General features: G+C 40.0%; 15 protein-coding genes. 11 read left to right on the top strand and 4 right to left on the bottom strand.

Translation table 11 applies throughout. From position 1 onward, the window contains the following. Window positions 1-23: 23 nt before the first annotated feature. Genes Q0058_RS06585 through Q0058_RS06575 form a run of 3 tightly spaced genes read right to left on the bottom strand, consistent with a single transcriptional unit; the run spans window position 24 to window position 5,878 of the window. A complete protein-coding gene (locus Q0058_RS06585) occupies window positions 24-1,160 on the bottom strand; it encodes a SusE domain-containing protein (protein ID WP_298222121.1) in 1,137 nt (378 codons plus the stop codon). Between the two features lie 19 nt (window positions 1,161-1,179). Beyond that, a complete protein-coding gene (locus tag Q0058_RS06580; RefSeq protein ID WP_298222119.1) occupies window positions 1,180-2,769 on the bottom strand; it encodes a RagB/SusD family nutrient uptake outer membrane protein in 1,590 nt (529 codons plus the stop codon). Window positions 2,770-2,773: 4 nt separating this feature from the next. Then, window positions 2,774-5,878, bottom strand: a complete 3,105-nt coding sequence (locus Q0058_RS06575; RefSeq protein WP_298222117.1) for a SusC/RagA family TonB-linked outer membrane protein — start codon at window positions 5,876-5,878, stop codon at window positions 2,774-2,776. 228 nt (window positions 5,879-6,106) lie between these two features. Between Q0058_RS06575 and Q0058_RS06570 the strand changes: the two genes are divergently transcribed. The 10 genes from Q0058_RS06570 (at window position 6,107) to Q0058_RS06525 (ending at window position 22,568) form a co-directional block, all read left to right on the top strand. Then, a complete protein-coding gene (locus Q0058_RS06570; protein WP_298222114.1) occupies window positions 6,107-7,135 on the top strand; it encodes a LacI family DNA-binding transcriptional regulator in 1,029 nt (342 codons plus the stop codon). 172 nt (window positions 7,136-7,307) lie between these two features. Next, on the top strand, window positions 7,308-8,663 hold the full coding sequence (locus Q0058_RS06565) for an MFS transporter (RefSeq protein WP_298222112.1): 1,356 nt from the start codon (window positions 7,308-7,310) through the stop codon (window positions 8,661-8,663). After that, on the top strand, window positions 8,663-9,319 hold the full coding sequence (gene pgmB, locus Q0058_RS06560) for a beta-phosphoglucomutase (protein WP_298222110.1): 657 nt from the start codon (window positions 8,663-8,665) through the stop codon (window positions 9,317-9,319). Before Q0058_RS06565 ends, pgmB begins: the two co-directional genes overlap by 1 nt. 60 nt (window positions 9,320-9,379) lie before the next feature. Further along, the gene (locus tag Q0058_RS06555) at window positions 9,380-11,686 is read left to right on the top strand and encodes a glycoside hydrolase family 65 protein (protein WP_298222108.1); all 2,307 of its coding nucleotides are present in this window, start codon (window positions 9,380-9,382) and stop codon (window positions 11,684-11,686) included. Between the two features lie 569 nt (window positions 11,687-12,255). Continuing rightward, window positions 12,256-14,091 (top strand): glycoside hydrolase family 13 protein, encoded by a 1,836-nt coding sequence (locus Q0058_RS06550; protein WP_298222106.1) that lies wholly within the window; start codon window positions 12,256-12,258, stop codon window positions 14,089-14,091. Between the two features lie 24 nt (window positions 14,092-14,115). Further along, a complete protein-coding gene (locus tag Q0058_RS06545) occupies window positions 14,116-16,482 on the top strand; it encodes a TIM-barrel domain-containing protein (RefSeq protein WP_298222104.1) in 2,367 nt (788 codons plus the stop codon). 1 nt (window position 16,483) lies between these two features. Beyond that, window positions 16,484-18,166: an alpha-amylase family glycosyl hydrolase gene (locus Q0058_RS06540; protein WP_298222102.1), complete on the top strand. Its 1,683-nt coding sequence runs from the start codon at window positions 16,484-16,486 to the stop codon at window positions 18,164-18,166. Between the two features lie 60 nt (window positions 18,167-18,226). Continuing rightward, window positions 18,227-18,913 carry a glycerophosphodiester phosphodiesterase family protein gene (locus tag Q0058_RS06535; protein WP_298222100.1) on the top strand — a complete coding sequence of 229 codons (687 nt, stop codon included), beginning with the start codon at window positions 18,227-18,229 and terminating at the stop codon, window positions 18,911-18,913. Continuing rightward, a complete protein-coding gene (locus Q0058_RS06530; RefSeq protein ID WP_298222098.1) occupies window positions 18,910-20,121 on the top strand; it encodes an NAD(P)/FAD-dependent oxidoreductase in 1,212 nt (403 codons plus the stop codon). Before Q0058_RS06535 ends, Q0058_RS06530 begins: the two co-directional genes overlap by 4 nt. Window positions 20,122-20,180: 59 nt before the next feature. After that, window positions 20,181-22,568, top strand: a complete 2,388-nt coding sequence (locus tag Q0058_RS06525) for a T9SS type A sorting domain-containing protein (RefSeq protein ID WP_298222096.1) — start codon at window positions 20,181-20,183, stop codon at window positions 22,566-22,568. Window positions 22,569-22,618: 50 nt separating this feature from the next. Here Q0058_RS06525 and Q0058_RS06520 read toward each other — a convergent pair whose 3' ends face one another. Next, window positions 22,619-23,095: a TspO/MBR family protein gene (locus Q0058_RS06520; RefSeq protein ID WP_298222094.1), complete on the bottom strand. Its 477-nt coding sequence runs from the start codon at window positions 23,093-23,095 to the stop codon at window positions 22,619-22,621. A gap of 97 nt (window positions 23,096-23,192) precedes the next feature. Here Q0058_RS06520 and mvaD point away from each other — a divergent pair, with 97 nt between their 5' ends. After that, window positions 23,193-24,284: a diphosphomevalonate decarboxylase gene (gene mvaD, locus Q0058_RS06515; protein WP_298222092.1), complete on the top strand. Its 1,092-nt coding sequence runs from the start codon at window positions 23,193-23,195 to the stop codon at window positions 24,282-24,284. Window positions 24,285-24,286: the final 2 nt, after the last annotated feature.

Here is a 24,286-nt window from a genome sequence, read left to right as displayed (position 1 = left end):
TTTTTATTAGCGTTTTTTTACAATTAATTTGGATTTAATTCCAACTCATAAGTATAATTCCTTGGGTTGTTTGTATCTATTTTGATATCATACTTTTGCTTGGTCCCATCGTCGGTTCCTGGAACACGAATATCACCACCCGTTGCTGCTGTTAATGGAAATTCAATAAGTTGATTCGGACTTGACATTCCTAATACAGAAACTCCAGCTGTTCCGTTAACCGATTTAAATCTGAATTTTCTGCCTTTAAATAAATCAAAGGTTAATTCCCATTTTTTATTTGTTGAATTATACGTCATCGCTCTATTAGCCCCGGTTGGTAATCCTTTCGCGGCTCCAAAAATACCAAAGGAAGTAAACGGAGTAATCACGTAAGACATTGCAGCTACTCCAGTATCAGTATTGGCACTAGATGATAAATTAGCTTTTACAAAATAATGCCCTGCAGTGGTTACCACAAAGCTACCTGTTCCGCCTATTGACCCTGAAGTTAATCCGTAAATCGTAGGTGATGTAAAATCACCACAAGCATTCGGTTGATATAAAGTATAATTTCCGGCTTCAAGATACATATAGCCTTCATAATTAGAGGATGAGGTATAATCTGAAGCTGCTAATTTTGACGCAGCAGTCGGATCACCTGAATCTTTTACAAATGCCAGTATTGGAAGGCTTTTAGGGTAACCTTTTACTGCAACCGTTATAGGGTTTGAGTATTGATATACCGCATTGCTACTATTTCCTAATTTTGATTTCACCCTGATATCAATATTCATCTGATTGCAAGTGAAGGAAGGAAGTCGGTTGATCAAATTGTTAAATTCCTCGACTGAAAATTCCGCGGTTCTTGCATCGGCTACATCTGTATTGAGTTCAGCAGTAGATTCTACGCCATTCTCAAAATTAGGATCAAGATCGTGATCAGAAATATAAACCGCATAAGTAGCTACAGTAGGCATTCCGTAATTACTTCTATCCCAACTAAGTTTCGCAAATGTATCGGTTTTGTTTGCTTCTGAAAATACCGTAGGAGCAATTACCGAATCGTCTTTGCGAAGTGCAAACCCATTAGTACTCACAACCGGATCTTTGTCATCTGTGCACGATCCTATGGATGCTAACACAAAAGATAGTATCGATATTTTAAATATGTTTTTCATGTTTAAGTTTAATTAAATATTAATTATATCCTGGATTTTGAGTTAGGTTAGGATTTGCTTGAAGTGCCGTTGTAGGGATAGGAAATAAATTATAATTTGGAGAAATAGAAGTTCCTTCTTTTACACCACCTTTCCAAGGCCATAAATACGAGCCTCCTGCAAATTTTTCGAAACGAATTAAATCAGTTCTTCTATGACCTTCAAAATTTAATTCTCTGCCTCTTTCATCCAAAATAAAATCTAAAGTCATTTGTCCTGCTGAAATTTCAGCAGCATGAGATCTGCGTCTTATGTCATTCACATAGCCTAAGGCTTCAGTAAGAGATGCATTACTTGCTCCTCGAACGGCACATTCTGCGTACATCAAATAAGCGTCGGCTAATCTGAACAATGGGAAATCAGTTCCCGAAAAATCAGTGTTGGTTTGTGGCCCATTAAAATTGGTGCTTCTAAATTTTGTTGATGGATAGCCATCCGTCCATTTTTTGTAATCATTCATCTCATAACTATGTCTCTTGTCAGGATTTGAATCTGAATAATTTGACCAAAACAAATGTGCTCTATCATCGCTTGAAGATTCAAGCTCTTGAGGTGTATTACCAAATAAACCATACCATGCTTTGGTAGCACGATGACCTTGCCATCCATTACCATTGATGCCATAAATACTCGGAGTCATGGTATCGGCACTAATACTTCCGTTAATTAAATATGTAGAATTACCATAACTTTTACTCACCAAAGGATCTGCAATTAATGGAAAAATAATTTCAGGTGAAGTATTGTTATCTCCAGAAAAAACACTTACAAAATTTGGCGCTAATGAAAAATTACCTTCATCAATTACCTTTTTTATATATACTACGGCATCATCATAACGCTCTTGACCAGTATATACTTTCGCGTTTAAGTAAAGTTTAGCCAACAGCATTCTGGCAACTGACTTATTGGCTCTTCCATACGTGTTTGTTAAAGGCAGATTAGATTCCACACTGAGTAATTCGGATTCAACATATTCAAACATTTCCTTTCTTGTTGATTGTTGCTTCGGAACAAGCGACCCTAAATCTTCTTCAGTAACAATAACACCCTTCCCAAAACAATCAATCATATAGAAATAAGCCAAAGATCTTAAAAAACGTAACTCCGCAATATATTGCTCTTTACCAGAAACATTTGTACTATTTAAAGCAATGATTAAATTATTACAATTTGGGACTGTAAAATATACCCTGTCGTAAAGATATCTAAAAAATTTATTGCTAGGAGACCAGTTTGATGCTGTAGTTAATTGATCTAAACCGTCATCTCCCCATCGATTTTTCATTGCATCAGCAGTAAAATCTTGCAAATTAATGATACCTCTCAAAAAAGCTGTTTCTCCGGCATCAGGGCCGACAATGTCTTGACTAGCTGGACCATCAGGACCAGACAATGCAAACGTTCCATATATTTTAGACAATAATCCTGCAACGGCATTTGGATCATTTGCTATAATACTCTCTAAGGTTTGCTCTACCTTTGGTTCAGTATTCAAGTCATTAACACATGAGCTGAGTAATAAAAGCATTAAACTTAATGCCATTATTCTAAATTTAAAATTTTTCATATTTTTAAAAATCTAAGTTTACTCCAAAACTATATACACTAGGTCTTGGATAAAAGTTATTATCGATAGCATTAAAATTTTCAGGATCTTGACCTGAATATTTAGTTATTATGAATAAATTGGTTCCAGACACAAATAATTTCAATGTGCTTCCTTTGGTAATATTTGGAAATCTGTAACCCAAAGTAATATTTTCACAACGTATGAACGAAGCGTCTTCTAAAAAGTAATCGGAAGTAGGAATTGGTTCTTGAATATTTTGAAATGGTAATGCTGCATCCAACATGTTATTTAAACTATTACTGTTTCCAGGTAAAGCATGGTCTATATTGGTAACGACCAAATTCCTTGTATTGTATATTTTTCCATTTATTTGCCCTCTAAAACTAGCATTTAAATCGAACTTTTTATAGGTGAAATTCGTACCAAATCCAAAAGTCCAATTAGGTCTCAAAGCTACGTCATATCTGTCTTTGTCAGAAATAACTCCGTCACCGTTTCTATCTACGTAAGCGCCAACAATTGGGTTTCCGGCTTGATCATAAACTTGTTCATAGACCCAAGCAGTATATGGTTGTTCTCCGACAACATATCGGGCTATTTTAATTCCTGTCGAAGTTGGAATATTTGATTCATCAGCAACAAGATTGTTCTTTCCTCGCAAATCATCAACCCTACCTAAATTATGGGCGATGTTACCATTCAATTGCCAAGTCAAATTTTCTTTATCTATTGGTTTTACAGCCATCGAAAATTCGAAACCTCTATTAGACAATTGCCCAACGTTTTTGACAAATTCATTAGTTAAAGCTTGACCAGTAATAGAAGGTACTCTAGCCAAAAGATCCTTAGTAATGCGATTATAAACATCAAAAGAACCCGTAATCATATTGTTCTTAAACAAAGAAAAATCAATTCCTGCGTTGTACGTATATGTTTTCTCCCATGTTAAAGTTGGATCAAATGGCTTAGCATAATAGGTTGTTGCTCCGGGCAGATATTGACTTTCTGAATTTCCCAATCCAAAAAATGGCGTGTAAGGATAAAAAGTTTTTGCAATCCCAGAAATATTTTGTTGTCCTGTAATACCATAACCTAAACGCAATTTAAGCTCTTTAACAGTTTTGGAATCCTTTAAGAATTTTTCTTCATTAACTTTCCATGCAAAACCAACTGCCGGAAAATAACCCCATCTTTTTTCAGGACTAAAAAAAGATGATCCATCAGCTCTTAGGGTTAAGGTGAAGAGATACTTTTCTAATAAATCAACATTAGACCTTGCAAAAAATGATTGCAAATTATTCACGTTATAATATCTGTTGTTTCTGTTCACAAGATCAATTTTCTCAATTCTTAATCCTGTATTAGCATCATATTCATAGTTGACTTTATTACCATCGTTCACAAAATTCTGATAAGAATAACCCGCTTGAGCATCAAACTTGCTAACAAATCCCGATAACTTTTTAGAGTACGCTAAATAAGCATCCATGGTTTTATTAGTTATTGTTTGGTTTTCCTTATAATTTGTGCCTGGATTAAATACATAATTGGTTGAAGAATTATTATTTCCTTGAACAAACTTATAAGTTGAAATCGCATTACCAGTATAAATCTCGTCTATAGAAGTTCTAGAAGCTTCAATACCTAAATTTAATACCGCTCTTAAATCTGGAAAGAAATGAAGCTTGTAATCAAATTCGATATTTCCTAAAAGTTTGGTAGTTATTTCTGGTCGTCTTCTGCCATTTAACAGATACAAAGGATTGGTTTGTCCATCAAGATTGTATCGCCCAGAAACATTATCAAATCTAGTATTTTGGTAATAACCCTCGAAACGATTGTCAGGACTTTCTCCATATACAGGTCTGGTAGGATCCATATTAACGGCTGAACTAATAGCACCATCTGCATCGATAGCATTTTTTCTCGCCCGCAACAATTTTGCATTAACATCAATTTTTAAATGATCTTTAAATAACATTGGCGTTAATTTTAAGGACCCTGAAACTCTTTCATAATCGTTGGTCTTGACCAATCCTTCGGTATTTACATAACCAATAGAACCCCTGAAAGGAATTTTTTTAAATAAATTAGCCCGAGCACTAAAATTGTGTTCGTAGGAATATGCTGTCCTAAAAATCAAGTCTTGCCAATCCGTGTTGGATAAAATTCTTCCCTCAATTTGAGGTGTAGCAGGATTGTCTTCACCTGGAGAATCTTTTAAGGGAGTGTTTGGGTCATCAATACCGAGTAGATAGGTGTATTGAGGATGATTTTTTTGTATAAAATTAGTAAACGTAGGGCCATCCATCATTTGTATTTGTTTGGATTTAGGCAAATTACTAATTGAAGTTGTAGCTGAATAATTGAATTGAGGCGCTCCCGAGCTTCCTTTTTTGGTGGTTATAATAATAACTCCATTTGACGCTCTTGACCCATAAATCGCAGTAGAAGATGCATCTTTAAGAATCGAAAAACTCTCAATATCGTTAGGGTTGATTAATGAAAACGGATTAGAAACTCCTGCAGGATTTGTGTTGTCGATAGGAACTCCGTCAATCACGATTAACGGATCGTTTGAAAGACTCAAAGACGCGCCTCCTCGGATTCTAATATTAGGTTTAGCATCTGGTTGTCCGCCTTCGGTTGTAATTCTGACCCCCGCGGCCTTTCCTACAATCAGCTGATCGGCTGACAATACTGGCCCTTTGTTGAAATCTTTGGAACTAATCAATGTGACAGAACCCGTCGCATCTTTCTTTTTAGCAGACCCGTATCCTACTTGAATCAAAACCTCCTGAAGCTGATTGGATTCTTCCTCCAACTTTACCGTGAGGTTATTCTGAGCATCATAAGTAATGGTGTAATTTGTATAACCCATGTAAGAGAACACAATTTTATCGCCTTTTTTTACTTTTAGTAATTTGAACTTCCCGTCAAAATCGGTCTGGGTACCGTTGGAAGCTCCCTGAATCTGGACGTTGACGCCCGGAATTGGTTGGTTTGAAACCTTATCAACAACTGTCCCTTCAAAAGTGCTTTGTGCAAAGACACCAAATGGCAGGAGAAGCATTAAAAATAACAACTTTTTGTAAATTGTTTTCATACATTTTGTTTAAGTTAGAGTTTGTTTTTTGAGCTTATACCTTACTTCGAAACGTTAAATTTAAGTAAATTTTTGGTTTTATTTTGGAAACGCCTGTTAATTGTCTGCCGAAAACGTTTTCGTGTTGAAAACTTTCCCGATTACGCATTATTTTAAGGATTAAATTTCCATTAATCAAAATATAAATTATCTTTATTCTGAAAATCCTATTTTACACACAACGCCCACATGAAAAGAAAAGTTACCTTAAAACAAATCGCCAAAGAATTAGACGTTTCCATTTCTACCGTTTCAAAATCATTGCGTGACAGTCCTGAAATCAGTGAAGATACCCGACAAAAAGTGCAGGCTTTCGCCAAACTGTACAATTACAAACCCAATCTCATCGCACTAAGTCTTAAGAACAAAAAAACAAAGACCATAGGCATCATCATCCCTGAAATCGTGCATCATTTTTTCGCCACGGTCATTAGCGGAATCGAACATATCGCAAACGAAAAAGGCTACAATGTCATCGTTTGTCTTTCCGACGAATCGTTTGATAAAGAGGTTATTAACATGGAAATGCTTGCCAACGGGAGCATCGATGGTTTTATCATGTCCTTATCTAAGGAAACACAACTTAAAAAAGATTTTCACCACATCAGCGAAGTCATCAATCAGGGCATGCCGGTAGTAATGTTTGACCGCGTAACCAACGATATTTTATGTGATAAAGTGATCATCGACGACAGTCTCGCCGCTTATGAAGCCGTTCAGGATTTGATCAATAACGGATTCAAAAAAATCGGACTTATCACCACCGTAGATTACGTAAGTGTTGGGAAATTGAGAACTGAAGGTTATCTCAAGGCCTTGAAAAGTAACGGTATTGCCATCGACGAAAATCTAATCGTAAAAATTGAAGACATTGACAATTGTGCCGAACAAATCGAAAAATTAATGACAAACCACCCACTCGATTCTATTTTTGCCGTTAACGAATTGTTTGCCGTAACCGCCATAAAAACGGCGAAAAAACTAAATCTCAAAGTACCTGAAGACATTGCTGTCATTGGCTTCACCGACGGAATTATTTCAAACTATTCCTCACCAAGCATTACCACAGTAAGCCAGAACGGCATCAAAATGGGCAACAAGGCCGCGCAGATGCTCATCGAAAGATTGGAATCAGAAGAAGAGGAAGAAGAGCACTACAAAACCGAAGTCATCGAAACGCATTTGGTGCAACGCGAATCAACGCCGGCGCTTCAATAGAAAGCTTTCCTGGACAAATGGTATTTCATCGATAATTTTCAACATTTCTTTTTTGAAAAGAAAAATAACATATATTTACACCCGAATTATCAAGACTTATACTTTACTTCGAAAATAATAGTAAGTTTTGATAAGCAAAGCGCTTATCGTATTGAATCATTAAATTACGATAATGGAAAAGCGTAAATTAGGTTTCTGGGAAGTTTGGAACATGAGTTTCGGATTCCTGGGGATACAATTCGGTTTTGCTCTGCAAGGCGGATTCATGTCTAGAATTTTTCAAACCCTCGGAGCAGAACCACACGACATCCCAGCTCTTTGGATAGCAGCACCTTTAACGGGGCTTTTGGTACAACCTATCATCGGTTACCTAAGCGACAATACCTGGCATCCTAAGTATGGGAGGCGTAAACCTTATTTTCTTTTAGGCGCCATTTTAAGTTCGTTTGCGCTATTTTTTGTACCTTATTCATCAACTCTTTGGATTGCCGCAGGCTTTTTATGGATTCTCGATGCTTCGATTAACATCAGCATGGAACCATTCCGCGCTTTGGTAGCCGACAAACTTCCGGAAACACAAAGATCATATGGGTTTGTGCTTCAGACACTCATTATCGGAATCGGAACCTGGATCGCCTCAAACCTTCCTTGGTTGGTCAACAAAATGGGATTTACTGAAGAAGCACCCGCGGGCGTTGTTCCAGAATATGTAAAAATAGCCTTCGGTATCGGCGCTCTGGTTTTCCTGATCAGTATCCTTTACACGATAATGAAAACCAAAGAATACCCGCCAAAGGATTTAGAAACTTTTAAAAAGGAGAAAAAAGAAAATCGCTTCGTGCATGATTTTTTATTCTCTTTAAAAAACATGCCTGTCACGATGAAAAAACTCGGATTGATCCAGTTTTTCAGTTGGTTTGCTTTTTTTACAATGTGGAGCATGGCAACGCCCGCGCTCACTGACTATGTATACAAAGCACCCGCTCCTGACAAGGCCTCTTATGACTTTTCAATTCCTGCACAAGAGCAGGCTTTCAATATAGCTAACAAAGCGTTCCAAACGGCCTCAGATAATGTAGGCTCTGCAATGGGAATCTACGGGCTTTCTTCGATGGTGTTTGCTTTGTTACTCACTTTTTATGCGGCAAAAAGAACCGTAAACAGAAGATTGGTCCATATGTTTTCATTGGTTGCCGGAGGTGTCGGATTCTTACTGATGGGACTCGGACAAGCACCGCTTCTGAATGTCTCATTTATTCTAATCGGTATTTCTTGGGGAAGCATCCTTTCAATGCCATACGCCATGCTCTCCAGTTCTGTGGACGAAAAAAGAATGGGCATGATGATGGGCCTTTTCAATATGTTCATTGTGATTCCACAAATTATAGCGGCATTAGGCGGGATTAATTTCTTGTCAGAACAGATCAGCAAAAGCAGTATCGCGCCGATGATTTTAGCCGGAATATCGCTTATCCTCGGTGGTTTAAGCAATTTTTTAATCAATGATAAAAAAGTTATTATAGGATAATGAACAAAAAAGCATTCATATTCGATCTCGACGGCGTGATTGTGGATACCGCAAAATACCACTTCCTTGCTTGGCAAAAAATAGCCAGCGAACTCGGAATCGAATTTACCCCAGAACACAACGAAAACCTAAAAGGCGTGAGCCGCATCCGTTCATTAGATATTATATTAGAATTAGGCAACATTCAGGCCTCACAGGAAGATAAAAACAAATGGCTCGTTCAGAAAAATGAGGATTATTTGTCTTATCTGGTCAACATTGATTACAGCGAAATATTGCCTGGAGTTGTCCCTGTATTACAATTTTTAAAAGAACACAACCAAGGAATAGCTTTAGGTTCAGCCAGTAAAAATGCGCGGCCGATTCTCGAAAAGACGGGCATCATGAGTTATTTTGATGTCATTATCGACGGCAACGACGTGACCAATGCCAAACCCGATCCAGAAGTATTTGTCCAAGCCGCCAAAGGACTGAACATTGCCAATGAAAATGCCATCGTCTTTGAAGATTCCGTAGCAGGAATTCAAGCAGCGAACATTGCCGGCATGACGAGCATCGGAATTGGAGAAGCATCCGTCCTGCACGAAGCAAAATACATATTCAGAGACTTTACGTTTATGGATCTCAGTTTCATCGAATCATTAATCAAAAAATAACGAAAAGAATAAGATCAGTCCTACTGGTTTTAGCATGTCAATAATTGAAAATCAAACAAAATGAATCAGGATTATATCAAACCAGACCATTGGTCCATCATAGAAGAAGGATTTGATGCAGAAAGAGTAAAATCGTCGGAAAGCCTTTTCAGTATTGGCAACGGCGCGATGGGGCAACGTGCCAATTTTGAAGAACATTACACCGGAGAAACGTTTCAGGGAAGCTATATCGCTGGTATTTACTACCCGGACAAGACCAAAGTGGGCTGGTGGAAAAACGGCTACCCCGAATATTTCGCCAAAGTTTTAAACGCGCCCAACTGGATTGGAATCGACATCGAAATCGACGGTGAGAATTTCGATTTGCATGCGTGCACGAAAGTATCCAACTTCCGCCGCGAACTCAACATGAAAGAAGGCTGGTACGACAGATCGTTCGAAGCCACGTTGAAAAACGGCACCGAAATCAAAGCCAACATCCGCCGTTTCCTAAGTTTGAATTTAGATGAAACCGGCGTTATCAATTACGAAATCACACCTCTAAATAAAGAAGCCGTCATCGTCTACAAACCTTATGTCGATGCTGGCGTGACCAACGAAGACGCGAACTGGGAAGAAAAATTCTGGGAACCGCTCGACGTAAAACACGATAAAAACTCGGCTTTCGTGACGGCAAGAACGTTCAAAACGCATTTCATCGCGACGACTTTCATGCACAATACGATTTTGCTTGACTCCAAAAATGTCAACATCAATCCCGAAAGTGTCGATTCCAACAAAGAGAAAATACAGTTCAAATACGCTGTGAATGTGCCTCAAAACGTAACTTCATCCATCCAAAAGATTGGCGGTTATACTGTTTCGATGAACCACGAAAACACGCAAACTGCCGCTGAAAAAGTGATTGAAACTGCGGCGTCAATTGGATACAATCAACTATTAAAAGACCAAATCGATGCCTGGGCCAAAATCTGGGAAATGTCCGACATCACGATTGAAGGCGACGTCAAAGCACAACAAGGCATCCGTTTCAATATTTTCCAACTCAATCAAACTTATTTAGGTAAAGATTCTCGTCTGAACATCGGCCCGAAAGGTTTCACTGGCGAAAAATACGGCGGTTCGACTTATTGGGATACTGAAGCTTATTGCATTCCGTTCTACATGGCGACCAAAGACCAACAAGTCGCGAGAAACTTACTCACTTACCGTTACAACCAACTCGACAAAGCGATTGAAAATGCCCAAAAGAACTTAGGGTTCAAAAATGGCGCAGCGCTTTATCCGATGGTGACGATGAACGGCGAAGAATGCCACAACGAATGGGAAATCACGCATGAAGAAATCCACAGAAACGGAGCGATTGCTTTCGCGATTTTCAATTACCACCGTTATACGGGCGATTACAGCTACATTCCCGAAAAAGGATTGGAAGTCTTAATCGGAATTGCTCGCTTCTGGCACCAAAGAGCCTCTTACTCGACGAACAAAAACCAATACATGATTCTGGGTGTTACCGGTCCGAACGAGTATGAGAACAACGTCAACAATAATTTCTACACGAATTATATTGCGAAATGGTGTATCGATTATACGTATGACCAAATCCAGAAAGTAAAAGCGGAATATCCGGCCGATTACAAACGCATCATCGAGAAAGTCAACTTATCCGATTTCGAATTGACCGAGTGGAAAGAAGTTTCGGGCAATATGTATTTCCCCTATTCCGACGAACTCGACATCTATTTGCAGCAAGACGGTTTCTTAGATAAAGATTTGGTTCCGGTCAAAGATCTGGACAAATCACAACGCCCAATCAACCAAAAATGGAGCTGGGACCGCGTATTGCGTTCACCTTACATCAAACAAGCCGACACTTTGCAAGGGTTTTATTTCTTCGAAGACCATTTCACGAAAGAACAATTAGAGAAACATTTCGATTTCTACGAGCCGTTTACCGTGCACGAAAGTTCGTTATCGCCTTGCGTGCATTCCATTCAGGCCGCCGCTCTAGACAAAATGGATATGGCTTACACGTTCTATTTAAGAACTTCGCGTCTTGACCTTGATGATTACAACAAAGAAGTTGAGGAAGGTTGTCACATCACGTCAATGGCCGGAACCTGGATGAGCATCGTAGAAGGTTTTGGCGGGATGCGCGTGAAAGACGATACGTTACATTTCACACCAAGAATTCCAAAAGAATGGGAAGGCTATTCGTTCAAGATCAATTTCAGAAACCAGATTCTAAAAGTGTCTGTGCACCAGAATGAAACAAATTTTGTGCTTGAAGGCCAGCATGACATTAAAGTTGTGGTCAACGGGAAAGAAGTTTTGGTGGAGCCGAATAATTTAGTGACGGTTTAGGGCGTTACGAGCGGGCTGTTCGCTATATCTTTTTCCGCTTAAAGAAAGCGAAAAAAGGATGCCGCTGCCATCCCTAACGCGGTTTGGTCTTCGACAAGACGATAACGTTCTTAAAGATATTCTTCTTTGTCTTGACACAAAGAAGCAAAAGTCAAGGCTTGTATAAAATCAGCTAAAAATCATTGGTAAATCCTAAACGAAATTAACTCGCCTGCGGCTCAAACAGAATTTCGTTCTTAACGGATGTACCAATGATTTTCTTAACGCTGATTTTATAAAGGCCGACGCGAAGACGATTTTTTTCAAGCTAGGAAGATTTTCTTCGCGTACTTCTTTTTGGCGCTTCGCAGAAAGCCAAAAACTAAAAATTATCAGTCCGCTTGTTGCGGCATTTTATAAAATTGGCGTGAAGAAAATTAAACAATCAAGCGTTAAAAAAGAAAAACTGTCTGAGCGCAGCGAGTTTTTTTTCTTTTAGCTTGATTGTTTAATTTTTAGCCAATTTTATACAGCCTTGATTTTTTGCTTCTTTTGCATCAAGGCAAAAGAAGAAACCAAAACAACAAACCATGAAAAAACTACTATTCTTTCTCCTACTCACAACCCTAGCCCAAGCGCAGCTTGAAAAAACCGAACCACCTTTCTGGTTCGCCGGCATGCACAACCCCGAACTCCAAATCATGTTCTACGGCAAAAACATCGCGCAAAATGACGTCGCCGTTTCCAACAACATCGTCATCAAAAACATTAAAAAAACCGAAAACCCCAATTATCTTTTCGTCACGATTGATACCCAAAATGCACCAGCGCAAGAGTTAACTTTCACTTTTAAAGGCACCGACAAAATAACCTTTACTAAAAACTACAGCCTAAAACCACGCCGCGAAAATTCCGCTTTGCGCAAAGGTTACGACGCTTCGGATATGATTTACCTGATCATGTCAGACCGTTTTGCCAACGGAAACCCGAACAACGACAGCGAGAAATCGGTCACTGAAAAAGGCGATCGCTCCAATCCCGGCGGACGTCATGGCGGCGACATCAAAGGCATGATCGACCACCTCGATTATTTAAAAGAATTAGGCGTTACTGCAGTTTGGCCCACGCCGATGTGCGAAGACAACGACGCGCGTTATTCCTATCACACTTACGGACAATCGGATGTTTACAGAATCGACCCGCGTTTCGGAACCGATGAGGAATATCTGAAATTATCTTCCGAACTGCACCAACGCGGCATGAAACTGATTATGGATTATGTGACCAACCATTGGGGCGCCGAGCATTGGATGTATAAGGATTTGCCGACTTACGACTGGATTCACCAGTTTCCCGGTTTTTCACAATCGAATTACCGCATGACAACCCAATTCGACATTAATGCTTCTGCCATTGATACCAAAAACTGCCTCGACGGTTGGTTCGTAAGATCAATGCCCGATCTGAACCAATCAAATCCTTTGGTCTTGAATTATCTCACGCAAAATGCAATCTGGTGGATCGAATACGCTGATCTTGATGGTTTCCGTGTTGATACTTATTCCTATAATGATAAGGTAGGAATTTCAAAATGGACGAAATCGATTCTTGATGAATATCCGTATTTCAATATCGTCGGCGAAGTCTGGATGCACAATCAGGCGCAAATGGCGTATTGGCAGAAAGACAGTAAAATCGGCGCGATTGAAAACTACAATTCCTATTTGCCAAGCGTCATGGATTTTACTTTGCACGACGCGTTCGGTTCCGTTTTCAATGAAGACGAATCCACTTGGGATAAGGGTTTTATTAAAGTTTACGACAATTTTACCAACGACTTTCTGTATCCAAATCCGAACAGCATCATGACGTTTTTGGAGAATCACGACACGAATCGTTTCAACCAAACTTATAAAAACGATTTCAAAAAATACCAGATGGGATTGGCTTTGATCGCTACGGTTAGAGGAATTCCGCAATTGTATTACGGTTCGGAAATCGGTATGGCCGGCGATAAAAACAAAGGCGACGCGGACATTCGCAGGGATTTCCCGGGCGGCTGGAACGGCGACACGAACAATGCGTTTACCAAAGCAGGAAGAACGGCGGAACAAAACCAGTATTTCGATTTCACTTCAAAACTGTTCAACTGGAGAAAAACCAACGAAGCAGTGCATTTCGGAAAGATGAAGCATTACATTCCTGACAATAATGTGTATGTCTATTTCCGTTATACCGACAATCAATCCGTGATGGTTGTGATGAATAACAGTGCGAAATCACAAACGTTCAACACCAACCGTTTTCAGGAAAGCATCCGGAATTATAAAACCGGAAAAGACATCATGACCGGAAAAATCATCGATTTGAATAATGATTTAACCATTGACAGCAAATCCGTTTTAATTTTAGAATTACAGCAATAAGAAAATCACCAAGCAATACATTTCATGAAAAAAATACTTTTACTTTTCTTAATCACTTCGATAGCTGTTGCGCAAAACGCCAACCGTAAATTCGAAAACTATAAAAAAGCCGGAAACATTTTAGAAATTAATACTTCCGACGGGAAATATATTCTAAAGCCATATTCCGATAATATTGTGGAAACCTCTTTCATCCCGAAAGGCGAATCCTTCAACCCGAATTCGCATGCGGTGGTTTTGGTTCCCGAAAAAGTAAAAACGAAAGTTTCTGACGGTAAATCAACATTAACTTATGCGACCAATGGCTTGTCAGTTACGATTCAAAAATCACCTTTCAAGATTTCTTATTTCTATAATACCAAAGAACTCATTTCTGAGAAAAACGGCTACACAAAAAAAGATTCGACCGAGATCATAGATTTCAATCTTGACAATGTCGAAGTGCTTTACGGTGGCGGCGCGAGGGCTTTAGGTATGAACCGTCGTGGCAACCGTCTGCAATTATACAACCGAGCGCATTACGGTTACGAAACCAAAGCGGAACTGATGAATTTCACGATGCCGCTTGTCATGTCTTCAAAAATCTACGCCGTTCATTTCGACAACGAACCGATTGGTTATTTGGATTTAGACAGCAAAAAAGACAACACTTTGGCTTACGAAACCATATCCGGAAGAAAAACTTATCAGGTTATTGCAGCTGATTCGTGGACGGATTTGGTGAAAGATTACACCGACTTAACCGGAAAACAACCGCTTTTGCCGCGTTGGGCTTTGGGGAATTTCTCAAGCCGTTTTGGGTATCACTCGCAGGAAGAAACGCAAAAAACGATTGACCGCTTTATTAAGGACGGCATTCCGGTTGACGCCATCATCCTTGATTTGTATTGGTTCGGAAAAACAATTCAGGGCACGATGGGGAATCTCGATTGGGACAAAGACAAATTCCCGAATCCGACCAAAATGATTTCGGATTTGAATGACAAAGGCGTCAAAACCGTATTGATTACAGAACCTTTCATACTCACGACTTCGAGCAAATGGCAGGAAGCCGTCGATAAAAAAATACTCGCCGTTGATAAAACTGGAAAACCTTGCACTTACGATTTCTATTTCGGAAATACCGGAATCATTGATGTTTTCAAACCTGAAGGCAAAGCGTGGTTTTGGGACATTTACAAAAAACTCATCAACCAAGGTGTCGGCGGATTGTGGGGTGATTTGGGCGAACCCGAAGTGTTTCCATCGAAAGCGATTACCGCCAAAGGGAAAGCCGATGCCGTGCACAACGTATACGGACACAATTGGGCGAAACTCGTTGCTGACGGTTATAAAAAAGATTTCCCAAACCAACGCCCGTTCATTTTGATGCGCTCGGGTTATTCGGGTTCACAGCGTTTTGGAATGGTTCCGTGGTCTGGCGATGTAAGCCGTTCTTGGGGCGGATTGCAATCACAAACTGAAATCGCTTTGCAGATGGGCATGCAGGGAATGGGTTATATGCACTCTGATTTGGGTGGATTTGCCGGTGATTATTTTGATAATGAACTGTATTTACGTTGGCTTCAATATGGCGTTTTTCAACCGATTTTCCGCCCGCATGCGCAGGAAGAAGTGGCTTCGGAACCCGTTTATAAAGATGTCGTGACCAAAGCCAAAGCAAAAAAACTGGTGGAATTGCGTTACCAATTGTTGCCTTACAACTATACTTTGTCTTTCGAAAACAACCAAAAAGGAACGCCACTCATGCGTCCGTTATTCTTTGAAGAGCCTGAAAACAAAGCCTTGTATGAAGTGTGTGAAACTTATTTCTGGGGAAATGATTTCCTAGTAACGCCGATTACCAAATCAGCCGTAACCTCCACTTCAATCTATTTCCCGAAAAACAACAACTGGTTTGATTTTTACTCTGAGCAAGAATACCTTGGCGGCAGCGCGAAAATGGTTGCTGTGAGTGACGATCACATTCCGGTGTTTGTGCGTGGCGGCGCTTTCATTCCGATGATTAAGACGATTCAGAACACGACTAAATATTCCTTGTCGAATTTTGATTTGCATTATTATTTCGATGAAAAAACTACTTCGAGTACCGGAAAACTATACAACGACGACGGAACGACGGCCAACGATTTTGAAAAAGGCCAATATGAAATCCTGAATTTTAAAGCGAATGTTGTTTTTAAAACATTGACGATTAATTTCACTTCCGAAACTGGAAAAGCCTTCTCGGCAACCGATAAAAATGTAAATCTTGTTTTACATCATGCTTCGAAAGCTCAAAAAGTAACGGTCAACGGAAAAGATATTGCTTTCAAAAATAATTCGAATACCATTGAAATTCCTGTCACTTGGGAAAAAGGAACCTCAAAAGAAATCAAAATACAATTCTAAAATGAGAAAAACCACCCTCTTAATTTTAACCTTATTGCTCTTGAACACGACCTACGATTTTGCCCAAACCAAAAAACCAAAAGCAATTAAAACGGCTGTCAAAACCGCAAAAACACCTTTTGTTTGGGAAGGCGCGAACCTGTATTTCCTGATGACCGACCGTTTTATGGACGGAAATCCAAAGAAAGAAACCTACTTCAACCGAACCAAAACCACGGGAAAACTGCGCGGATTTGAAGGCGGGAACCTCAAAGGCATCATCCAGAAACTCGATGAAGGTTATTTCGATAAACTCGGCGTCAATGCGATTTGGTTCACTCCGATTGTAGAACAAATCCACGACGGCGTTGATGAAGGCACTGGTCTAACCTATGGCTTTCACGGCTATTGGGCACGCGACTGGTCAGCCCTCGACCCGAATTTCGGCACCAAAAAAGACTTGGCGGAATTGGTATCAAAAGCGCACGCCAAAGGAATCAGGATCATGCTTGACGGCGTGATTAATCATACCGGACCGGTAACCGATATCGATACCGTTTGGCCTAATGACTGGGTACGCACCGGCCCACAATGTGACTACAAGAGTTATCAAAACACTACAGCTTGTACACTCGTGAAAAACCTTCCCGATGTGTTGACTGAAAACAATACTAACGTTGATGTGCCGCCATTCTTAATCGAAAAATGGAAAAAAGAAGGCCGTTATGAAACCGAAATGGCGTCGCTCGATGCGTTTTTCAAGAGAACGGGGTATCCGCGCGCGCCGAAATATTACATCATCAAATGGCTTACGGATTATATTCTCGAATTCGGAATTGATGGCTATCGTGGCGACACGGTGAAGCATGTGGATGAAGATGTCTGGGCTGATTTCAAAACCCAATGCGATTACGCTTTCACGATGTGGAAAAAGAAAAATCCGACGAAAGTTTTGGATAATAACGCTTTCTATACCGTTGCGGAAGTCTACAATTACGGCATCAGCTCTGGGCAGAATTTCGATTTCGGCGATAAGAAAGTCAATTATTTCAAACACGGTTTCAACAATATGATCAACTTTGAGTTTAAGTGGAATGCCGCGCAGTTAAGTTATGAAGGTTTGTTCACCAAATATTCCGACAAGCTCAACGGAGAACTCAAAGGCTATAGCGTTTTGAATTATATTTCGTCGCACGATGATGGAAAACCTTTCGATCCCAACCGCACGAAAAGCTACGAAGCTGGAACCAAATTGTTATTGACGCCGGGCGTTTCGCAGATATATTATGGCGATGAAACCGGACGTTCATTAGTCATAGAAGGCACTGAAGGCGATGCGACTTTACGTTCGTTCATGAACTGGAACGACGTCAAATCGAATCCTGAAACCCAAAAGATCTTAGCGCATTGGCAGAAATTAGGCATGTTCAGAAAACATCACCCGGCTGTTGGCGCAGGAATCCACCATCAGATTTCTGAAAAACCTTATGTGTTTTCAAGAACTTTCACCAAAGGAAAATATAGCGATCAAGTGGTGATTGGTCTCGAATTGAACCAAGGGAAAAAAGAAATCCCGGTTGGAACCATCTTTAAGAACGGCACCAAAGTTAAAGACGCTTATTCCGGAAAAGCCTACACGGTCGAACATGGAAAAGTCATCCTCGACACCGATTTTGACATCGTACTGCTCGAACTCAAAAAATAAAATACCCGAAACGTCTTCCGAAATGAAGGCGTTTTTTTAGCTTTACGGCTTTCGAAAGTTATGCAACCATTCTATAAAATCGGTCATCGCGGTGCGAAAGGCTATGCGCCTGAAAACACTTTGGCTTCATTTCAAAAAGCACTTGACATGCGGGTTGATGGCGTCGAACTGGATGTGCATTTAAGTTCCGATGGTGAAATTATAGTCATTCACGACGATACCGTAAACCGAACGACCAACGCAAATGGTTTCGTCAATGAATTATCTTTACACGAATTGAAAGCATTACGAATCGACGACGAACATCAAATTCCTACGCTTGCGGAAGTTTTTGATCTTATTGAACGAAAGGTTTTCATCAATGTGGAACTCAAAGGAAACCAAACTGCGAAACCAGTTGTAGCGTTGATCGAAAAATATATCGCAGCAAAAAACTGGACAAACGATTTGTTTCTGGTTTCGAGCTTCGATTGGAATGCGTTGCAAGAAGTTCATGCCATCAATCCTGAAATCAATTTGGGCGTTTTGACTTCTACCGAGATTGATTTGGCGATAGGATTTGCCACCTTCATCAAAGCGAAAAGTATTCATCCTTATTTTCATTTATTGACCGCAGAAAACACCATAACAATGCAGCAAAAAGGATTTCAAGTATTCCCTTGGACGGTCAACGAACCCGAAGACATCCAAAAAATAAAAAACTTTCAAGTAAACGGAATCATCACCGATTTCCCCGACCGATTATGAACCAGAATTACGATATTATTGTTGTTGGCGGTGGCGCTGCAGGATTTTTTACCGCAATCAATATTGCAGAGAAAAACCCAAAACTCAAAGTGGCCATTCTCGAACGCGGCAAAAACGTCTTGGAAAAAGTGCGCATTTCGGGCGGCGGGCGTTGCAATGTGACGCATGCTTGTTTTGTGCCGAATGATTTGGTGAAATTTTATCCGCGTGGCGAAAAGGAATTGCGAGGACCGTTTCATCAGTTCTGCTCTGGCGATACGATTGAATGGTTCGAAAAACATGGTGTCGAGCTCAAAATTGAAGACGACGGAAGAATGTTTCCGGTATCGAATTCCTCTCAAACGATTATCGATTGTTTTCTGAAGGCAACCCAAAAACTAGGCATTGCAGTACTGACAGGTCAAAGCGTGCAATCGATTTTTCGCAGCGATACTTTTTGGAAAGTCGAAACACAAACCGAAACTTTTGCGTGTCAAAAAATCGTGATGGCTTCGGGCAGCAATCCGAAAATGTGGGATTTGTTGCAAAACTTAGGGCATTCGATTGTCATTCCTGTGCCTTCGCTGTTTACGTTCAACATCAAAGATCCGAGAATTAAGGATTTGATGGGCGTTTCCGCTTTGGCTTCTGTACAAGTAAAAGACACTAAACTCAGCGCAAGCGGTCCGTTGTTGATTACGCATTGGGGCATGAGCGGGCCGGGTATTCTACGTTTGTCGGCTTGGGGCGCACGAATTTTACACGACAAAAATTATCAGTTTACGATTATTGTCAATTGGCTTCATGATGTTGATTTTAATGAAGCTATGGAAATTTTAAAAGAACTTAAACAAGATCAGGCTAAGAAAGCAGTTTCCAAAAAATCGCCTTTTGAGTTCCCGAACCGTTTGTGGGAAAGTTTCGTTTTGGCCTCGGGCATTGACAGCGAAACCAAATGGGCGGATTTGTCGAAAGCACAACTTCAGAATTTGGCGAATCAATTAACCCATGCGCATTTTCAGGTGAACGGTAAAAGTACTTTCAAGGAAGAATTCGTCACGGCAGGCGGTGTTGATTTGAAAGAAATCAATTTCAAAACAATGGAAAGCAAAATCCTTCCGGATTTATACTTTGCTGGAGAAATCGTAAACATCGATGCGATTACGGGCGGATTCAATTTCCAGAATGCGTGGACTAGCGGGTTTATTGTGGCAAGTGCTATTGCGTAAAAAAAATATTGTTGTAGATTGTTAATTATCAAGTATATTTGATTTTTAAACAAGTCATTATGAAAAAAACTTTATTTTCCACGCTACTTTTATTTTTGCTGAACGTTAGTTATTCTATCACCGCACAAAGTATTGCTCCGTCAACGAATGACGAATGCCTTAATGCGATTCCGCTAGCAGTCAATTCGGGAGCCTTGTGTGTCAATTTCAATTCCTGCGTGATTAGTGAGGCGACGCATTCTCCGGAGCCAACAGCTTGCACAACCACCTACAATGATGTTTGGTATAGTTTCACAGCAACTTCTGGCAGGCATATTATTACGATAACTAATTTGCAAGGCAGTAATAATCAGGACATGAAAATGGTTATTTACTCAGGCAGTTGCGGTAATTTAACAGCACTTGCTTGTATGCCTTCTCCGTCGATCAACCTAACAGCCTCTTCTTCTAATTTTGTTATCGGACAGACTTATTATTTAAGACTTAGCCCGACTTATAGCACGAGTCAAATGGTCACTTTTGATATCTGCATCAAGTCGATTTCGAGTTGTGAATCAGCACCCGCGTTTTGTGGTTCCACAGTAAATGATCCGTATATTTTTGAAAATACTGCCGGCATACCAAGCACCGGCCAGATCGCTTGTTTAGGAACAAACCCTAACCCGGCTTACTATACGCTTAAAGTTACCGAATCCGGTCCGCTATTATACACCATCAGCCAAAATACGCAATTTGATGCGATTGGAAACCCTACCGGGCTGTTTATGGATGTTGATTTTGCAGCTTGGGGCCCATTCGCCATGGATAATAATTGTAGCGAAATCATTTTTGAGGATTGTCCGACTTGCCCGTTTGATAACTTCCCACCGACAAATAGTACCTTTTACCCTTTCGGAAATATTGTCGATTGCAGCTATTCTTCGAGTTATACCGAAACTTTATCGATTCCGAATGCTGTTGCCGGGGAATATTATAAAGTACTAGTGACCAATTTTAGTAACAATCCGGGATTCATCAAATTAGAGCAAACCAATTTTTCAACGCCGGGGGCAGGTAAAACCGTTTGTGCCGACAAAATGCAACTGGTCGCTTTTGTAGATGTCAATAATAACGGAATACGGGATAACAACGAATACAATTTTTCATACGGTACATTCAATTATCAGATCAACAATACCGGTGATATTATCAGCGCGAGTTCCCCGTTCGGAAAATACAATATCAATGATCCCAACCCAAGCAATACGTACGACATATCGTATCAGATTTATCCTGAATATGCTGCCTATTATGCTTTAACGCCTACCAATTATAATGATGTCAGTGTCGTTTTTAATGGTGGAACCCAGTTTATTTATTTTCCGTTAACCATTACGCAGCCCTACACTGATGCAGCGGTTTCGATTGTTGCGCAGAATCAGCCTGTTGCGGGTTCGACTACTTTTATAAATAAAATTGTCTATAAAAACCTTGGACTTACGCCTACTTCGGGCACATTGTCGTTCGTAAAAGATCCTGCAGTTGCCATCAACACCGTAAGCCAAACCGGAATTACCAATAATGCGACCGGCTTCAGCTATGATTTTGTCAATTTAGCGCCTTTTGAAATCCGGTCGATTGTGGTAACAATGACTGTTCCGGCTATTCCTTCGGTTAATATTGACGATGTTCTAAACTTCAGCGCTTCGATAACAACGCCGGTGAACGACATCAATAGCAACAACAATAGCGATTCTATTGCCCAAATCGTTGTGGCATCCTACGATCCTAATGATAAAATGGAAGCCCATGGCAATGAAATCCTATTGGCTGATTTTGACAATACCGATTTTCTAAATTATACCATTCGTTTCCAGAACACCGGAACCTCGAATGCGATTGATGTCAGACTCGAAGATTTTCTTGACAGCAGGCTCGATGAGCAAAGCATCAGAATGGTTGATGCCAGCCATAATTATACAATGGACAGAGTATACAACAAGGTCGTTTGGAATTTTAACGGCATACAATTGAAACCTCAGGCACAAAGTGAAACGTCGAGTAAAGGTTATGTGAATTTCAAAATAAAACCAAAACCCGGGTATGTTGTCGGAACAATAATTCCAAATACTGCGAGCATCTATTTCGATTCGAATCCGCCTATTGTGACCAATACGTTTAATACGAAATTTGTGACTGCGCTGGGAAATGTCAACTTCGATTCAGGTAATCTTGCCTTATATCCAAATCCGACGCATAAGCAAGTACAGATTGATTTATTGAATACCAGCGAAACCATCAATACCATAAAAATCAATGATGTGTCTGGAAAATGTATTAAAAACATGAGCAATCTCAACGCTGTACGACAAACGTTAGATGTTTCGGATTTTGCCAAAGGGATTTATTTTGTAGAAATAACTACTAAAAACAACCTCAAGCAAATCAAAAAACTGATTGTAGAATAAAAGCAATTAAAAAACCTTTAAAAAATCCCGAACCAACATTCGGGATTTTTTTATTTATTGAGCCACCAAATACTCGCATTCAAAACGCTCGCAAAACTCACCCAAAATAAGTAAGGGATAAAAAGATAGCCAGCAATTTTATCGATTTTCACAAACTTGATGTACGTTTCATAAATCATCAACCAAAGCAAAACAATTTCAATCATCGCGAGAAAAGGGTTTCTCAATCCGAAAAATAAAATCGACCAAAGTGCGTTCAATGCCAATTGAATTGCGAAGAAAATCAAAGCTTTGCGAACGACTTCCCTTTCAAAATCGATACGGCTCCATACCAAACCGGCGGCAATTCCCATCATGATGTAAAGTGTACTCCAGACCGGAGCAAAAACCCAAGCCGGCGGGTTGAAAACAGGTTTGACTAAAGTTGGGAACCAAGTAGTGACCGAAGATTGTGTGGCTTGACCCGACAAAAAACCAACAGCAATGCAGGTCACGACAACAATAGAAATTTTAAGATATTTGTTCATGGCAGTTTTTTTTAAATGTAATGAAATTATCGGTGAATACACAAAGTTACTCATCGAGGCTTAACCAAAAAAAGTATCTTTGTCAAAATTTCCATTTATGAGGACTGCAACGGATTTTATTCCCAAGTCATTTTCGAGCACCATCGAAAGCGGAACATTTCAATGGAGCGCGCCGAGCAACATCGCTTTAGTCAAATATTGGGGCAAGAAAGCGCACCAGATTCCGGCCAATCCGTCGGTAAGTTTCACTTTGGATGCTTGTAAAACGATCACCAAACTGACTTTCAACAAAAAAGAGAATCACGATCATTTTAGTTTTGACTTGCTTTTCGAAGGAAAACCTAAGGAAGATTTCAAACCGAAAATCCAGAAATTTTTCGAACGCATTGCGGTTTATTGTCCGTATTTGAAGCAATTTCATTTCACGATTGATACCCAAAATACTTTTCCGCACAGTTCCGGAATCGCTTCTTCGGCTTCGGGAATGGCAGCTTTGGCGATGAACGTCATGAGCCTTGAAAAAGTTTTGAACCCTGAAATGACCGAAGATTATTTCTATGAAAAAGCATCGTTTTTAGCGCGTTTGGGTTCCGGAAGTGCCTGTAGAAGCGTCAAAGGGAAAGTAGTCGTTTGGGGAAATCACGCGGACATTGACGAAAGTTCTGATTTGTTCGGCGTAGAATTTCCTACTGAGATTCACGCTAATTTTAACAATTATCAGGATACGATTTTACTCGTCGACAAAGGTGAAAAGCAAGTATCGAGCACCGTCGGACACGATTTGATGCACGACCATCCTTATGCCGAACAAAGATTCGCACAAGCGCATGAAAACCTTTCGAAACTCAGAATCATTTTAGAAACCGGCGATCTTGAAAAATTCATAGCCATCGTAGAAAGCGAAGCCTTGACTTTACACGCGATGATGATGACCTCGATGCCGTATTTCATTTTGATGAAACCCAACACGCTCGAAATCATCAACGCGATCTGGAAATTCAGAAAAGCGCACAACATTCCGGTTTGTTTTACGTTAGATGCTGGAGCGAACGTGCATGTTTTGTATCCCGAAAACGATAAAGTGACAGTTTTACAATTTATTCAGCACGAATTGGTTGGCTATTGTCAGAATGGTCAGTATATTTGTGATGCAATTGGACAAGGAAGTCAATTAATGCTTGAAAACTAACT

Origin of the sequence: Flavobacterium sp., from assembly GCF_027484705.1 — a bacterium.
Lineage (GTDB): Bacteria > Bacteroidota > Bacteroidia > Flavobacteriales > Flavobacteriaceae > Flavobacterium.
The sequence above is the reverse complement of the archived record's forward strand: the minus strand, read 5'-3'. Positions and strand labels throughout refer to the sequence as shown.

Coding starts and splice junctions, on each gene's coding strand:
- Q0058_RS06585 (WP_298222121.1), bottom strand. CDS start 1,160: ATGAAAAACATATTTAAAATATCGATACTATCTTTTGTGTTAGCATCC.
- Q0058_RS06580 (WP_298222119.1), bottom strand. CDS start 2,769: ATGAAAAATTTTAAATTTAGAATAATGGCATTAAGTTTAATGCTTTTA.
- Q0058_RS06575 (WP_298222117.1), bottom strand. CDS start 5,878: ATGAAAACAATTTACAAAAAGTTGTTATTTTTAATGCTTCTCCTGCCA.
- Q0058_RS06570 (WP_298222114.1), top strand. CDS start 6,107: ATGAAAAGAAAAGTTACCTTAAAACAAATCGCCAAAGAATTAGACGTT.
- Q0058_RS06565 (WP_298222112.1), top strand. CDS start 7,308: ATGGAAAAGCGTAAATTAGGTTTCTGGGAAGTTTGGAACATGAGTTTC.
- pgmB (WP_298222110.1), top strand. CDS start 8,663: ATGAACAAAAAAGCATTCATATTCGATCTCGACGGCGTGATTGTGGAT.
- Q0058_RS06555 (WP_298222108.1), top strand. CDS start 9,380: ATGAATCAGGATTATATCAAACCAGACCATTGGTCCATCATAGAAGAA.
- Q0058_RS06550 (WP_298222106.1), top strand. CDS start 12,256: ATGAAAAAACTACTATTCTTTCTCCTACTCACAACCCTAGCCCAAGCG.
- Q0058_RS06545 (WP_298222104.1), top strand. CDS start 14,116: ATGAAAAAAATACTTTTACTTTTCTTAATCACTTCGATAGCTGTTGCG.
- Q0058_RS06540 (WP_298222102.1), top strand. CDS start 16,484: ATGAGAAAAACCACCCTCTTAATTTTAACCTTATTGCTCTTGAACACG.
- Q0058_RS06535 (WP_298222100.1), top strand. CDS start 18,227: ATGCAACCATTCTATAAAATCGGTCATCGCGGTGCGAAAGGCTATGCG.
- Q0058_RS06530 (WP_298222098.1), top strand. CDS start 18,910: ATGAACCAGAATTACGATATTATTGTTGTTGGCGGTGGCGCTGCAGGA.
- Q0058_RS06525 (WP_298222096.1), top strand. CDS start 20,181: ATGAAAAAAACTTTATTTTCCACGCTACTTTTATTTTTGCTGAACGTT.
- Q0058_RS06520 (WP_298222094.1), bottom strand. CDS start 23,095: ATGAACAAATATCTTAAAATTTCTATTGTTGTCGTGACCTGCATTGCT.
- mvaD (WP_298222092.1), top strand. CDS start 23,193: ATGAGGACTGCAACGGATTTTATTCCCAAGTCATTTTCGAGCACCATC.